A 13043-nucleotide genomic window follows, 5' to 3' on the forward strand; every position below is an offset into this window, starting at 1 on the left:
AGGATCGGGCGGATGGGACTCGCAGCGGTCAAGGTCCGTGTCGCCGGCGCCGACTTCTTCCTGCTGCCGGAGGACGACTCCGGCGCCGGTGCCGAGCAGCTCGCCGCCGAGCTCACCGGACTGCGCAAGCGCACGGGCGGGGCGCTGCGGCTGCGGCCGCGCACGGCTCCCGAGCACGCGCCGTGGACGAACGGCACCGCGGAGTCGCTGCTGCCGGTGACCTCCGAGCGCGCTCTCACCGGTCACGAGGACCCGGGCACGTCCTGGCGTGACGTGCTCGGCGCGGACATCACGAGCGTGGAGACGGTCGACCTGGACGCGCCGGTGGCGTTGTGGCACTGGGCGGTGGCCGAAGGGGCCGGCGGATTCGAGGTCGGGTGACCCGACGGGCGGGGCGATGCGCTGGGGGCCGCCCGCCGGAAAAAGTAGGCGGCAGGCTGCGCGATCGAGCGATCTCGACGCATCCCCCCGGTAGCGGAGACGCGATCACACAGACACGGGCCAGAAACTGGGTCCGAGGCCGACGCGTGCAGATCCCCCGATTCGCCGCGCCGAACTGCCTGGAGCCAGTCTAACCGGCTTCACGCAGGGGCAACAAGAGGTCGGCCCAAGATCTTTCCCCTCGTCTGATCACGATCGGCAAGGGCCACCGGTCACGTCATCGACGACCTTCGTCCCGCGTTCGCGGCGCGGGCCAACGGCGAGACGACGCGATCGACCGTCCCCACACACGAGAAAGCGGACCCTCCGTGGTGACGGAGGGCCCGCGTGCGTAGCCCCGACCGGATTCGAACCGGCGCTACCGCCTTGAGAGGGCGGCGTCCTGGGCCACTAGACGACGGGGCCCCAGAAACTTCCTGTACTGCGCTGGGGTACCAGGACTCGAACCTAGACTAGCTGAACCAGAATCAGCCGGGCTGCCAATTACCCCATACCCCATGGGTCGGACCCTGCGAACTGTCCGCCGGGCCGGGAACAGACTCTACCGGACGCCCGCGACCGGTCACAAAACCGGTACCGCCGCCGCGCCGGGTCACAGGAACCGGCTGATGATCTCCTTCATGATCTCGTTGGTGCCGCCGTAGATCTTCTGGATGCGCGAGTCCGTGAACATGCGCGAGATCGGGTACTCCTGCATGTAGCCGTAGCCGCCGAACAGCTGCAGGCACTCGTCGGCCACGTCGCACTGCATCTGCGTCGTCCACCACTTCGCCATCGAGGCGGTCGGGATGTCGAGGTCGCCGGCGACGTGCTTGGCGATGCAGTCGTCGAGGAACACCCGGGCGATCTTGGCCGTCGTGGCCATCTCGGCGAGCTTGAACTTCGAGTTCTGGAAGGCGAACACCGGTCGGCCGAACGCGTGCCGCTCCTTGGTGTAGCGCAGCGTGTGCTCGAGCGACACCTCGATCGCCGCGACGGCCGCGACCGCGATCGCCAGCCGCTCCTGCGGCAGCTGCTGCATGAGTTGGACGAACCCCTGCCCCTCCTCGGTGCCGAGCAGGTTGGCCGCGGGCACGCGCACGCCGTCGAAGAACAGCTCGGCGGTGTCCTGGCCGTGCATGCCGATCTTGCGCAGGATGCGCCCGCGACTGAAGCCGTCGACGACCCCGTCGGCACCGTCGGCGTCGTCGGTCTCGACGACGATCAGCGAGATGCCCTTGGCGCGGTCCGCGGGATCGGTCTTCGCCACCACCACGATCAGGTTGGCCAGGTAGCCGTTGGTGATGAAGGTCTTGGCGCCGTCCAGGACGTAGTGCGCGTCGGCACCGTCGCCGGTCCGGATGGCCTTGGTGGTCACGCTCTGCAGGTCCGACCCGGTGCCCGGCTCGGTCATCGCAACGGCCCCGACGAGCTCGCCGGTGGCCATGCGCGGCAACCAGGCCCGCTTCTGCTCCTCGGTGCCGTAGGCGTTGAGGTAGTGGGCGACGATCGTGCTGTGCACCGACGTGCCGAGGCTCGGCGACAGCGTGCGCGCCTGCTCCTCCATCATCACGGCCTCGTGCGCGAAGCTTCCCCCGCCGCCGCCGTACTCCTCGGGCACGGACGGGCAGAGCAGACCCAGCTCACCGGCCTTGCGCCAGGTCTCGCGATCGATGTGCTGCTGCTGGGCCCACCGCTCCTCGTTCGGGGCGCACTCCTTGGTCATGAAGGTGTTCGCGAGATCCCGGAAGGCCTCGACGTCCTCGTCGCTCCAGGCGGGCACGGTGGCGTTGCTCATCGACGATCCTCCGCAGAACGTTGACAGTGATGATGTCAGCACTTGACGATGACAGTAATACCGTCACGGTCGGCGGTCGAGGGCTACGCCGTCACGGGACGAGCACGTCCTCGAGCCGGTCCAGCGCCTGCCGCGCGTAGCCCTGCCAGGCCCGGGCGAACAGCGGCAGCAGCGCCGCCGTCGCCGCCGTCCGCGGGTGGACCGTCCAGGCCCACGTGACGCGCACGCCGGTGCCGGCCGCCGCGAAGTCCCATCGACCCTCGACCCACGCCGCGAGTGCGCGCATCGGCCCGGTGACGTCGGTGATGGTGTAGGCGAAGGTCTCGGGCCGCTGCACCCGGGTGAGCTCCTCGCACATCGTCCCGCCGTCGGCGAGGTGGATGGTGCGGCTCTGCCCGACCGTCCCCCACGCGCCCTGCTGACCCGCGGTGCCCCGGATCGGGGGCAGCGGCCCCCAGCGTCGGTCGAACAGCTGCTCCAGCGGCAGGACCAGCACGGCGTCGAAGGCGGCCTCGACGGTGACGGGGAAGGTGCGCGAGCGCTGCATCGGCACGGCGGCGTCAGCCATGACCCGCACGGTAGCGCTTCTGCCGGCGGTCAGGCCGTCGCGGCGTGCTCCGGCTCGCCCTGCTCCGCGGCCGTCGCGTGCAGGAACGGCCCGATGTGCTCGAGCAGCAGGGCGGGCTGGTCGAGCTGCGGGCAGTGACCGCAGCCCGGGATGACCACGGCCCCGCCCTCGCGGCCGATACGGCGCAGCACCCGCGACGGCGTGAGGATGTCGCGCGAGCCGAACACGACCAACGCGGGCGCCCGCAGCTCGCCCACGACGTCGGCGAGGCCGGCCGCGGCGAGGTCGGTGAGCAGCGCGCGCCCGATCGGCAGCAGGTCGGGCACGCTCCCCCGCCGCGAGTACGGGGTGGCGAAGCCCTCGCGGGCGAGCAGGTCGATGCGGCGTGGGTCGGCGGCCGCGACGACCCGGTAGGCGGCGCCGAGCGTCCAGGCGGCCGAGCGGTGGCCGACCGCGCCGAGCGTGGCCCGCATCCCGAACTCGACCGGCCGCGACAGCGCCATGCGCCACAGCCGCGGCACGCCGCGCAGGCCCGGCATGTCGATCAGCACGACGCGGTCGGTGCGGTCGGGGAACCGGTCGGCGAACACCGTGGCCACCGCCGCGCCCATGGAGTTGCCGACCAGCGCGACGGGCCAGTCGACCCCCTCGGCGTCGAGCACGTTGCGCACGACGTCGGCGTACCCGTCGAGCAGCGGAGTCGGGAAGCCGCGCTCGCTGCGCCCGAAACCGGGCAGGTCGATCGCGACGACCCGGGCGTCGACCGCCAGCGGGCCGACCAGCCGCGACCACGTGGTCAGGTTGTCGGCGAAACCGTGCAGCAGGACGACCGTCCGGGTGCCCTCGCCCGTCACCACGTAGTGCACGCCCGGGACCGCATCGCGGGACCGGACGGTCGGGACGGCGGCCGGCAGGCTCGTGCTCACGGCGACTGTGTTACCCGGCTCACACCGAGCCTTCACACCACCGCGTCACACCTACCGGTCAGCTCCTGGCGGCGGCCCGCAGCCGGGCCAGCGACCGGTCGCGCCCGAGAAGCTCCAGCGACTCGAACAGCGGCGGGGAGACCGTGCTGCCCGTGACCGCGACCCGGACCGGGCCGTAGGCGTGCCGCGGCTTGAGCTCGAGGCCGTCGACGAGCGCCGAGCGCAGCGCCGCCTCGATCGCGTCGGTCGTCCAGTCGGTGACGTCGTCGAGCGCCGCGAGGGCGGCGGCGAGCACGGGCGCGCCCTTCTCGCCCAACTGCTTGGCCGCGGCGGCCTCGTCCACGACGAAGTCCGCCCCGTCGACGAGCAGGAACCGCAGCATGTCGGCGCCCTGCGCGAGGGTCTGGATGCGCTCCTGCACCAGCGGTGTCGCCGCCGTGACGAGCTCGGCGTCGGCGGGCAGCCCGGCCAGCTCGCACTGCCGGGTCAGTCGCGCGGCGAGATCGGCGGGCGCGAGCTCGCGGATGTAGTGGCCGTTGAGCCAGTCCAGCTTGGCGAGGTCGAACACCGGCCCGACGGTGTTCACGCGCGCCCAGTCGAAGCTGGCGCTGAACTGGTCGAAGGTGAAGATCTCCGAGTCGTCCGCGGGGCCGTAGCCCAGCAGGGCGAGGAAGTTCAGCAACGCCTCGGGCAGGTAGCCCTGCTCCACGAACCAGCTCAGCCGTGCCGCCGGGTTCTTGCGCTTGGAGATCTTGGACTTGTCGGTGTTGCGCAGCAGCGGCATGTGCGCGAACGCCGGGGTCTCGAAGCCGAGCCAGCGGTAGAGCAGCAGGTGCTTCGGGGTCGAGGAGATCCACTCCTCGCCGCGCACCACGTGGGTGATGCCCATCAGGTGGTCGTCGACCACCACGGCCAGATGGTAGGTCGGGAAGCCGTCGGCCTTGAGGACGACCTGGTCGTCCGGCCGGGGCGCCGACACCTCGCCGCGGACGACGTCGACGAAGGTGAGCGGCGCGTCGTCGGGGACGAGCATGCGCACGACCGGCGTGTCGACGGTGCCGCCGAGCGCCTTGCGCTCCTCGGCCGACTTGCCGAGGCACAACCGGTCGTACCCCGTCGGCAGCTTCCTCGCCCGCTGCTGCTCGCGCATCTCGGTGAGCCGCTCGGGGCTGCACCAGCAGTGGTACGCGTGACCGTCGGCGAGGAGCTGATCGACGAAGGGCTGGTAGGTGTCGAGCCGCTCGGACTGACGGTAGGGCGCGTAGGGCCCGCCGCGGTCCGGACCCTCGTCCCAGTCGAGCCCGAGCCAGTGCAGGGTGTCGTAGATCTGCTGCTCGCTGTCGGCGCGGAAGCGCGCGCGATCGGTGTCCTCGATGCGCAGGACGAACTGCCCGCCGTAGCGGCGGGCGAAGCCGAGGTTGAACAGCGACATGTACGCCGTGCCGACGTGCGGATCGCCGGTCGGCGACGGGGCGACGCGGACGCGGGGCGGGCGGGCCGAGGTCTCGCTCATGCGGTGCGCACCGGGTTGGTGAGGGTGCCGATGCCCTCGATCTCGACCGAGACGGTGTCGCCGGCGACGATCGGCCCGACGCCCGCGGGCGTGCCGGTGAGGATCACGTCGCCGGGCAGCAGCGTCATGACGCCGGAGACGAACGCGATCTGCGTGGCGATGTCGTGGATCATCTGGCTCGTCCGGCCGTCCTGCTTGATCTCGCCGTTGACCCGCGTGACCACGCGCAGGTCGCCGGGGTCGAGCACGGTCTCGACCCACGGGCCGAGCGGGCAGAACGAGTCGTGGCCCTTCGCCCGGGTGAACTGACCGTCGCTGCGCTGCTGGTCGCGGGCGGTGACGTCGTTGGCGACGGCGTAGCCGAAGACGTGGTCGAGCGCGGCCTGCCGGGTGACGTGGCGGGCGGGGGTGCCGATCACGACGGCGAGCTCCCCCTCGTAGTGGACCTCGTCGGACGAGGCGGGGAGCCGGATCGAGTCGCCCTCGCCGATGACCGACGTGGACGGCTTGAGGAAGATCAGCGGCGTGGTGGGCGCGTCGCCGCCCATCTCCTGGGCGTGGTCGGCGTAGTTCTTGCCGAGCGCCACCACCTTGCTCGGCAGGAACGGTGACAGCAGCCGGACGTCGGTGAACGCCCACCGGTCACCGGTGAACGCGAGCGGCCCGAAGGGGTGCCCCTCGATCGCGGCGACGGTGAGCTCGTCGGGGCCGGCGTCGGCCGACCCCTCGACGGTGCCCCAGGCGACGCCGGACGTCGCGGTGGCCGAGCCGGGATGGACGAAGCGGGCGATGCGCACGATGACCCAGACTACCGGCGACCGGGGACGGCCTGTCGGGCCGCCGCCGGCCGGGGGCGCGGGGCCGCGACGGCGCACTGCGGACGCGGTCGGCCATAATCAAGGGGTGAGTAGCTCGTTGTCGCGTGTTCCCGCGCGCAGGAGGCGGCAGGCCGCCGCCACGCTGGGTCTGTTCGCGGTGCTCTTCGTGGCCATCGGCGCGGTCGCCGCCACCGGCGCGACGACCGCCCTGCTCAAGGCGTTCGTGGTCGTCGCGCTGCTCGTGGCCGTGCTGCTCGGACTCATGGCCTGGGGCATGGCCAGCTCGCTTCGCCAGGACGCCACGCACAGCGCCGACGCGGAGCTCGACGCCGCGATCGAGGCGGCCGTGCGGGCCCAGGGCGACACGATGTGCGGGTGCGGGCACGACCACGACCCGACCGAGCTGCACGTGCCCGACGACCCGTGTGCCCGCGACGGGCACGGCAGCGGCTGCACGCACTCGTGCGAGACGTGCGTCCTCGCGACCATGGCGCGCACCTCGCCGCGGCCGGCCGCCACTCCGCGGCGTCCCTCCCCCTCGCCGCGCTAGACGCTGCCCGCGCTGCGCAGCAATCCGAAGCGCACGGCGTCGTGCAGCGCCAGCCACGACGCCTCGATGACGTTGCCGTGCACGCCGACGGTGGTCCATTCGCGTTCGTGGTCGGAGGTCTCGATCAGCACGCGGGTCACCGCATCGGTGCCGTGGCGTCCCGGCATGATGCGCACCTTGTAGTCGGTGAGCTCCATCTTGGCCAGCTGCGGGTACGCACGTTCGAGCGCCTTGCGCAGGGCGCGGTCGAGGGCGTTGACCGGGCCGTTGCCCTCCTCGGTCGAGATGACGCGGCTGCCCGCGGCGTGCAGCTTGACCGTCGCCTCGCTGACGAGCCTGCCGTCCTCGCGGCGGTCGATGATGACCCGGTACGACTCGACGGTGAACGGCTCGCTGGCGCCGTCGAGCTCGTCGCGCAGGAGGAGCTCGAACGAGGCGTCGGCGGCCTCGTAGGACCAACCGGCCGCCTCGCGCTCCTTCACCCGCTCCACGACCGTGCCGACGACGTCAGGCCGGCCCGTGACGTCGACGCCGAGCTCCGCGGACTTGAGCTCGACCGAGGCCCGGCCGGCCATCTCGGTGACCAGGATGCGCTGGTCGTTGCCGACCCGTGACGGGTCGAGATGGTTGTACAGCTCGGGGTCGACCTTGATCGCCGACGCGTGCAGCCCCGCCTTGTGCGCGAAGGCCGCCGCCCCCACGTAGGGCGCGTGCGTGTCGGGAGCCAGGTTCGCGATCTCGGCGATCGCGTGCGACACCCGCTGCAGCTCCGTCAGGCAGCCGTCGGGCAGGACGTCGTGACCCATCTTGGTGACGAGACCGCCGATCACGCTGAAGATGTTCGCGTTGCCGGCCCGCTCGCCGTACCCGTTGGCCGTGCCCTGTACGTGCGTCGCGCCGGCATCCACGGCGGCCAGGGTGTTGGCCACTGCGCAACCCGTGTCGTCCTGGGTGTGGATACCGAGCCGGATGCCGGCGCGACGCCGCACGTCCGACACGATGTCGTGCACGCCCATCGGGAGCATGCCGCCGTTCGTGTCGCACAGCACCCCGACGTCCGCCCCGGCCGAGGCGGCGACGTCGAGGACACGGACCCCGTACTCGGGGTCGTGGTGGTAGCCGTCGAAGAAGTGTTCGCAGTCGACGAAGACGCGGCGCCCCTCGGCACGCAGGAAGGCGACGGTGTCGCGCACCATCGCGAGGTTCTCCTCCAGCGTGGTGCGGAGCGCGCGCTCGACGTGCCGGACGTCGGACTTGGCGACGAGCGTGACGACCGTCGCCTGCGAGTCGAGCAGCGCGCGCACCTGCGGGTCGTCCTCCACGCGCACGCCGGCCTTGCGGGTGGCGCCGAAGGCGACGAGGACGCCGTGGCGCAGCGACAGCTCGCCGGCCGCCGCCCGCGCGAAGAACTCGGTGTCCTTGGGCAGCGCACCGGGCCATCCGCCCTCCACGAATCCGACGCCGATCTGGTCGAGCAGCCGGGCGACGGCCAGCTTGTCCGCGACCGAGTACGTGATGCCCTCGCGCTGCGCGCCGTCGCGCAGCGTGGTGTCGAAGACGTGGAACTCGTCGGTCTGCATGCGTTCTCCTGACAACAAAAAACCCCTCGCCCGGAGGGCGGAGGGGTGAGCGCGTCGGCGGTGGGCTGCCGGCGCGCTAGACGATGATGATGCTGAACTGCACGGCACGAGTGTGCCACAGCTCCCGGCCCACCGCGAGGGGCCGGTCAGCCCGTGGGCAGCGCACGGTGCTCGGCCAGGACCTCGCTCTGCTTGTTGTGCAGGGAGCCGAAGTAATATGCGCCGCCCACGAGGACGACGAAGCCGAGGAACACGAACGCGCCGTACTGGAAGTACCACGCCTGGCCGTGCCCGTACACGTCCGGCCGCGGCCAGGCCAGGTCGACCACGACGACGGTCTGGTAGACGACGGCGACGATGTTGACGACCAGTCCGGCCCGTCCCAGCGAGAAGTACGGTCCGTGCTCCTTGCGCGGCCACTCCCCCCTGAGTCGGCGCAGCAGCAGCGGCCCCGTGACGCAGAGGTAGGCGACGTAGAACAGGATGATCGCGACCGAGGTCAGCACGAGGAACACCTGCTGGTTGCCGATGTTGATGAGCAGCAGGATGACGGCGAGCACGCCGATGACCAGCGCCGGCACGATCGGCGTGCGCGACGTGCCCGAGACCCGGGCGACCTTCGAGCCGAACGGCAGTCGTCCGTCGCGGGCCATCGTGAACATGATGCGGATGCCGGCGGTGTGCACGGCCAGCGCGCACACGGTGATGGCCACCGCGGAGCAGGCGAGGAACACGTCGCCGAGGCCGTCCCCGAGGGCGTACTTGACGATCACCGGCAGGCCGCCGTTGCCCTGCGTCAGGTTCTTCATGGCCATCATCGCGAACAGGATCAACAGAGCGCCGAGGACGAAGGCCGCCACCATCGCGCGCAGGATCGCACCCGGAGCGTGCTTGCGCGGGTTGTTCGTCTCCTCGGCCAGCGACCCCGCGGTGTCGAAGCCGTAGAAGATGTAGGCGCTGGCGATGCCGGCCAGCAGGAACGCACCGGTGTAGCCCCAGGTGCGGCCGTCGCCGGTGTTGTTCGTCTCCATGATCACGCCCGGGCCGCGCTTCGCGTGGAACGCCAGGAAGACGACCAGCAGCGTGGCGCCGATCAGCTCCACGGCCACGCCGACGTTGTTGATGATCGCCATGACCTTCACGCCGATCATGTTGATCACGGTGGTGAAGACGACGAGGAGCAGTGCGAGCACGACGGCGTTCTTGGCGCCGTCCGGCGTGCCGTAGGAGCCGATGTCCTCCGCGCCGCCGATGAACTCGAAGCGGTCGCTGATCTGCGGCAGGATCACCTGGTAGGCCACGGCGACCGCCGCCACCGTCACGATCGCGCCGATGAGGATGATCCAGCCGGCGAGCCACGACGTCAGTGGCCGCGCCACCTGCTTGGACCACTGGTACACGCTGCCCGCGAGCGGGAACTGACCGGCCATCTCGGCGAAGCAGAGCGCGACGAGGAACTGGCCGACGAACACGATCGGCCACGTCCACCAGTAGGCCGGGCCGCCGAAGGAGAACCCGAAGCCGAAGAGCTGGAACACGCCGGTGAGGATCGAGATGTAGCTGAACCCCGCCGCGAAGGACGAGAACTTCCCGAGCGACCGGTCGAGCTCCTGCTTGTAGCCGAAGCCTGCGAGCTCGTCGTGATCGGTCTTGGAAACGCTCACTGCAACCTCCGGGGACTGTTCAGCGGGGGAACCAGTACTGCGGCTGGGGATCGATGTTGTGCCAGACGTGCTTCGTCTCGCGGTACTCCGCGAGTCCGGCGAGGCCGAGCTCGCGGCCGACACCGGAACGGCCGTAACCGCCCCACTCGGCCTGCGGGAGGTACGGGTGGAAGTCGTTGATCCACACCGTGCCGTGCCGTAACCGCGCGGCGACCCGCTGCGCCTTGCCGGCGTCCCGAGTCCACACCCCGCCGGCGAGGCCGTAGTCGGTGTCGTTGGCGATGCGCACCGCGTCGTCCTCGTCGGTGAACGTCTCGACCGTCAGCACCGGGCCGAACGACTCGTCGTGCACCGCGGCCATGTCCTGCCGGCACTCGTCGAGCACGGTGGGCAGGTAGTAGAAGCCGTCGGCGAGCTCGGGGTCGTCGGGTGCCCGTCCGCCGCACCGCAGCACCGCGCCGTCGCCGACCGCGCGACGCACGTAGGCGTCGACCTTCTCGCGATGCGCGGCCGAGATCAGCGTGCCGGTCTGCGTCCGATCGTCGAAGGGCCCGCCGAGCCGGATGCGTTCGGCGCGCCGGACGAGCTCGGTGACGAACTCGTCGTGCAGCGACTGCTCGATCACGAGCCGCGCGCCGGCCGAGCAGACCTGCCCCGAGTGCAGGAACACCGCGGTCAGCGCGAAGTCGAGCGCGGTCTCGACGTCGGCGTCGGCGAACACGACGTTGGGGTTCTTGCCACCGAGTTCCAGGGCGACCCGTTTGACGGTCGGCGCCGCCGCGGCCGCGATGCGCGTGCCGGTCTCGACGCCGCCGGTGAACGACACCAGGTCGACCCGCGGGTCCTCGGCCAGCGGCGCGCCGGCCACGGCGCCCGCGCCGAGCACCAGGTTGCCGACGCCGGCGGGCAGCTCGACCTCGTCGAGCGCGCGCAGCAGCAGGATCGCGGTGGACGGCGTCAGCTCGCTGGGCTTGAGCACGAAGGTGTTGCCGGCGAGCAGCGCCGGCGCGACCTTCCACGACACCTGCAGCAGCGGGTAGTTCCACGGCGTGATGAGGCCGCACACGCCGACCGGCTCGTGGACGATCCGGCTCACGACGTCTGCGCGGCCGGCGTCGACGACGCGACCGGCCTCGCTGCCGGCGATGCCCCCGTAGTAGCGGAAGCAGGCGGCGATGTCGGCCATGTCGTACTCGGACTCGACGAGCCGCTTGCCGGTGTCGAGCGACTCGGCCCGCGCGAACGCGGCGACGTCGCGATCGAGCACGTCGGCCAGGCGCAGCAGCAGCGCGCCGCGCTCCCGCTCCGGGGTTTGCGGCCAGGGCCCGCCGTCGAACGCGGACCGGGCCGCGGCGATGGCGTCGCGGACGTCGCCGTCGGTTGCCTCCGCGACCGTCGCGACGGGCTCTCCGTTCGCGGGGCAGCGGATCTCGCGCGTGCCGCCGTCGGCGGCGTCGCGCCACGTCCCCCCGATGAACAGCTGGGTCACGCGGGCCGTCCGGGTGTGGCGCGGTGGAACTCGATCGGGTCGGCGGCGAGCGGGGTGTTGCCGAGGACGATGTCGGCGGCCTTCTCCGCCGACATCATCACCGGCGCGTAGATGTTGCCGTTCGGGATGTAGGGGAAGATCGACGCGTCGACCACCTTGAGGTTCTCGACGCCGTGCACGCCCATCGTGAGCGGGTCGACGACCGCCAGGTCGTCCGTCCCCATCTTGGCCGTGCACGACGGGTGCAGCGCGGTCTCGCCGTCGTTGCGCACCCACTCGAGGATCTGGTCGTCGGTCTCGACCGACGGCCCCGGCGAGATCTCGCCGCCGTTGTACGGCGCCATCGCCGGCTGGTTCAGGATCCGCCGCGCAACCCGGATCGCCTCGATCCACTCGCGCCGGTCCTGGTCGGTCGAGAGATAGTTGAAGCGCAGTGCCGGTTTGGCCCTCGGGTCGGTCGAGGTGATCTTCACCGATCCGCGGGAATCGGAGAACATCGGCCCGATGTGCACCTGGTAGCCCTCGCCGCCGGCGGGTGCCGAGCCGTCGTACCGCACGGCGACGGGCAGGAAGTGGAACATCAGGTTGGGGTACCGCTCGTCGTCGTTGCTGCGCGCGAACCCGCCGCCCTCGAAGTGGTTCGTGGCGCCGGGGCCGGACCGCAGGAAGAGCCACTGGGCACCGACGGGCAGCTTGTAGCGGTGCTGCAGGTAACGCTGCATCGACACCGGCTGCGTGCACGCGTACTGGATGTAGACCTCGAGATGGTCCTGCATGTTCTCGCCGACGCCGGGCAGGTCGACGCGGGGCGTGATGCCCAGCGCGCCCAGCTCGGCGGCGTTGCCGATGCCCGAGAGCTGCAGCAGCTGCGGGGTGTTGACCGCGCCGCCGCACAGCACCACCGTCTCGGCGTCGACCGTCTCGTGCCGTCGGCGTCGCAGGTACTCGACACCCGTCGCGCGGGTGCCGTCGAAACGGATCTTCGTCACGTGCGCACCGGTGACGAGCTCGAGGTTGGGACGATCGAGCACCGGGTGCAGGTAGGCCCGCGCGGCCGACCAGCGACGACCCCGCCGCACGTTGCGGTCGAAGGCGGTGAAGCCCTCCTGCCGGGCGCCGTTGACGTCGGTCGTCCGCGGGTAGCCGGCCTGCACGGTGGCGTCGAAGAAGGCCTGGAAGAGCGGGTTCGTGGCCGGCCCGCGTTCGAGCGTCAACGGCCCGCCGTGACCCCGGAACGGGTCGTCGGGCTCCGCCGCCAGGCAGTCCTCCATGCGCTTGAAGTAGGGCAGGCAGTGCGCGTAGTCCCACGTCGCCATGCCGGGGTCGGCGCCCCATCGCTCGTAGTCCATCGGGTTGCCCCGCTGGAAGATCATGCCGTTGATGCTGCTGGAGCCGCCGAGCACCTTGCCGCGCGCGTGGTAGACCCGGCGCCCGTTCATGTGCGGCTCGGGCTCGGACTCGTACTTCCAGTCGTAGAACCGGTTCCCGATCGGGTACGTGAGCGCGGCGGGCATGTGGATGAAGACGTCCCACCGGTAGTCGCGACGTCCCGCCTCCAGCACGAGGACGCGGTTCGCCGGATCGGCCGAGAGCCGGTTCGCGAGTGCGCAGCCCGCCGAGCCGCCACCGACGACGACGTAGGTGTACCGCCCGGATGCAGCTGTCACGAATGGGGAATCTAGACCCGCGCGGGGTGGCTCGGATAGCTCCCGAGGTC

The 13043-nt window shown here is 71.2% G+C and carries 11 protein-coding genes and 2 tRNA genes; 2 read left to right on the forward strand and 11 right to left on the reverse strand.

Annotation, left to right across the window (positions count from 1 at the left end; translation table 11 throughout):
- The first annotated feature begins 12 nt into the window (after positions 1 to 12).
- The gene (locus BUE29_RS02395; RefSeq protein WP_073385410.1) at positions 13 to 381 is read left to right on the forward strand and encodes a hypothetical protein; all 369 of its coding nucleotides are present in this window, start codon (positions 13 to 15) and stop codon (positions 379 to 381) included.
- A gap of 392 nt (positions 382 to 773) precedes the next feature.
- On the opposite strand, the gene BUE29_RS02400 is transcribed toward BUE29_RS02395, so the two are convergent.
- From BUE29_RS02400 to BUE29_RS02430, 7 genes are all read right to left on the reverse strand, one after another.
- Positions 774 to 846: transfer RNA gene (locus BUE29_RS02400), tRNA-Glu, on the reverse strand.
- Positions 847 to 867: 21 nt separating this feature from the next.
- A tRNA-Gln gene (locus BUE29_RS02405) sits at positions 868 to 939 on the reverse strand.
- A gap of 94 nt (positions 940 to 1033) precedes the next feature.
- Entirely contained in the window at positions 1034 to 2218 is a 1185-nt protein-coding gene (locus tag BUE29_RS02410) for an acyl-CoA dehydrogenase family protein (RefSeq protein ID WP_073385413.1), read from the reverse strand.
- A gap of 91 nt (positions 2219 to 2309) precedes the next feature.
- Positions 2310 to 2786: an SRPBCC family protein gene (locus BUE29_RS02415; RefSeq protein WP_073385416.1), complete on the reverse strand. Its 477-nt coding sequence runs from the start codon at positions 2784 to 2786 to the stop codon at positions 2310 to 2312.
- A 29-nt stretch (positions 2787 to 2815) separates the two neighbouring features.
- Positions 2816 to 3712 (reverse strand): alpha/beta fold hydrolase, encoded by an 897-nt coding sequence (locus BUE29_RS02420; protein ID WP_159440817.1) that lies wholly within the window; start codon positions 3710 to 3712, stop codon positions 2816 to 2818.
- 58 nt (positions 3713 to 3770) lie between these two features.
- Positions 3771 to 5225 (reverse strand): glutamate--tRNA ligase, encoded by a 1455-nt coding sequence (gltX, locus tag BUE29_RS02425; RefSeq protein ID WP_073385418.1) that lies wholly within the window; start codon positions 5223 to 5225, stop codon positions 3771 to 3773.
- Positions 5222 to 6022 (reverse strand): fumarylacetoacetate hydrolase family protein, encoded by an 801-nt coding sequence (locus tag BUE29_RS02430; protein WP_073385420.1) that lies wholly within the window; start codon positions 6020 to 6022, stop codon positions 5222 to 5224. The genes gltX and BUE29_RS02430 overlap by 4 nt, the downstream gene beginning before the upstream one ends.
- Positions 6023 to 6128: 106 nt before the next feature.
- Between BUE29_RS02430 and BUE29_RS02435 the strand changes: the two genes are divergently transcribed.
- The gene (locus tag BUE29_RS02435; RefSeq protein ID WP_143167939.1) at positions 6129 to 6593 is read left to right on the forward strand and encodes a hypothetical protein; all 465 of its coding nucleotides are present in this window, start codon (positions 6129 to 6131) and stop codon (positions 6591 to 6593) included.
- On the opposite strand, the gene cimA is transcribed toward BUE29_RS02435, so the two are convergent.
- The 4 genes from cimA to betA all read right to left on the reverse strand — a co-directional run bounded on the left by cimA (position 6590) and on the right by betA (position 12993).
- Positions 6590 to 8173, reverse strand: a complete 1584-nt coding sequence (gene cimA, locus BUE29_RS02440; protein WP_073385424.1) for a citramalate synthase — start codon at positions 8171 to 8173, stop codon at positions 6590 to 6592. The genes BUE29_RS02435 and cimA overlap by 4 nt on opposite strands.
- Before the next feature lie 146 nt (positions 8174 to 8319).
- Entirely contained in the window at positions 8320 to 9837 is a 1518-nt protein-coding gene (locus tag BUE29_RS02445) for an amino acid permease (protein ID WP_073385426.1), read from the reverse strand.
- 19 nt (positions 9838 to 9856) lie between these two features.
- Complete coding sequence (locus BUE29_RS02450) at positions 9857 to 11326, reverse strand: aldehyde dehydrogenase family protein (protein ID WP_073385428.1); 1470 nt, start codon at positions 11324 to 11326, stop codon at positions 9857 to 9859.
- Positions 11323 to 12993, reverse strand: coding sequence for a choline dehydrogenase (gene betA / locus BUE29_RS02455; protein WP_073385430.1), 1671 nt, complete (start codon positions 12991 to 12993; stop codon positions 11323 to 11325). Before betA ends, BUE29_RS02450 begins: the two co-directional genes overlap by 4 nt.
- Between the last annotated feature and the right edge of the window lie 50 nt (positions 12994 to 13043).

The organism is Jatrophihabitans endophyticus (assembly GCF_900129455.1).
GTDB classification, from domain to species: Bacteria; Actinomycetota; Actinomycetes; order Mycobacteriales; family Jatrophihabitantaceae; genus Jatrophihabitans; species Jatrophihabitans endophyticus.

Coding starts and splice junctions, on each gene's coding strand:
- BUE29_RS02395 (WP_073385410.1), top strand. CDS start 13: ATGGGACTCGCAGCGGTCAAGGTCCGTGTCGCCGGCGCCGACTTCTTC.
- BUE29_RS02410 (WP_073385413.1), bottom strand. CDS start 2,218: ATGAGCAACGCCACCGTGCCCGCCTGGAGCGACGAGGACGTCGAGGCC.
- BUE29_RS02415 (WP_073385416.1), bottom strand. CDS start 2,786: ATGGCTGACGCCGCCGTGCCGATGCAGCGCTCGCGCACCTTCCCCGTC.
- cimA (WP_073385424.1), bottom strand. CDS start 8,173: ATGCAGACCGACGAGTTCCACGTCTTCGACACCACGCTGCGCGACGGC.
- gltX (WP_073385418.1), bottom strand. CDS start 5,225: ATGAGCGAGACCTCGGCCCGCCCGCCCCGCGTCCGCGTCGCCCCGTCG.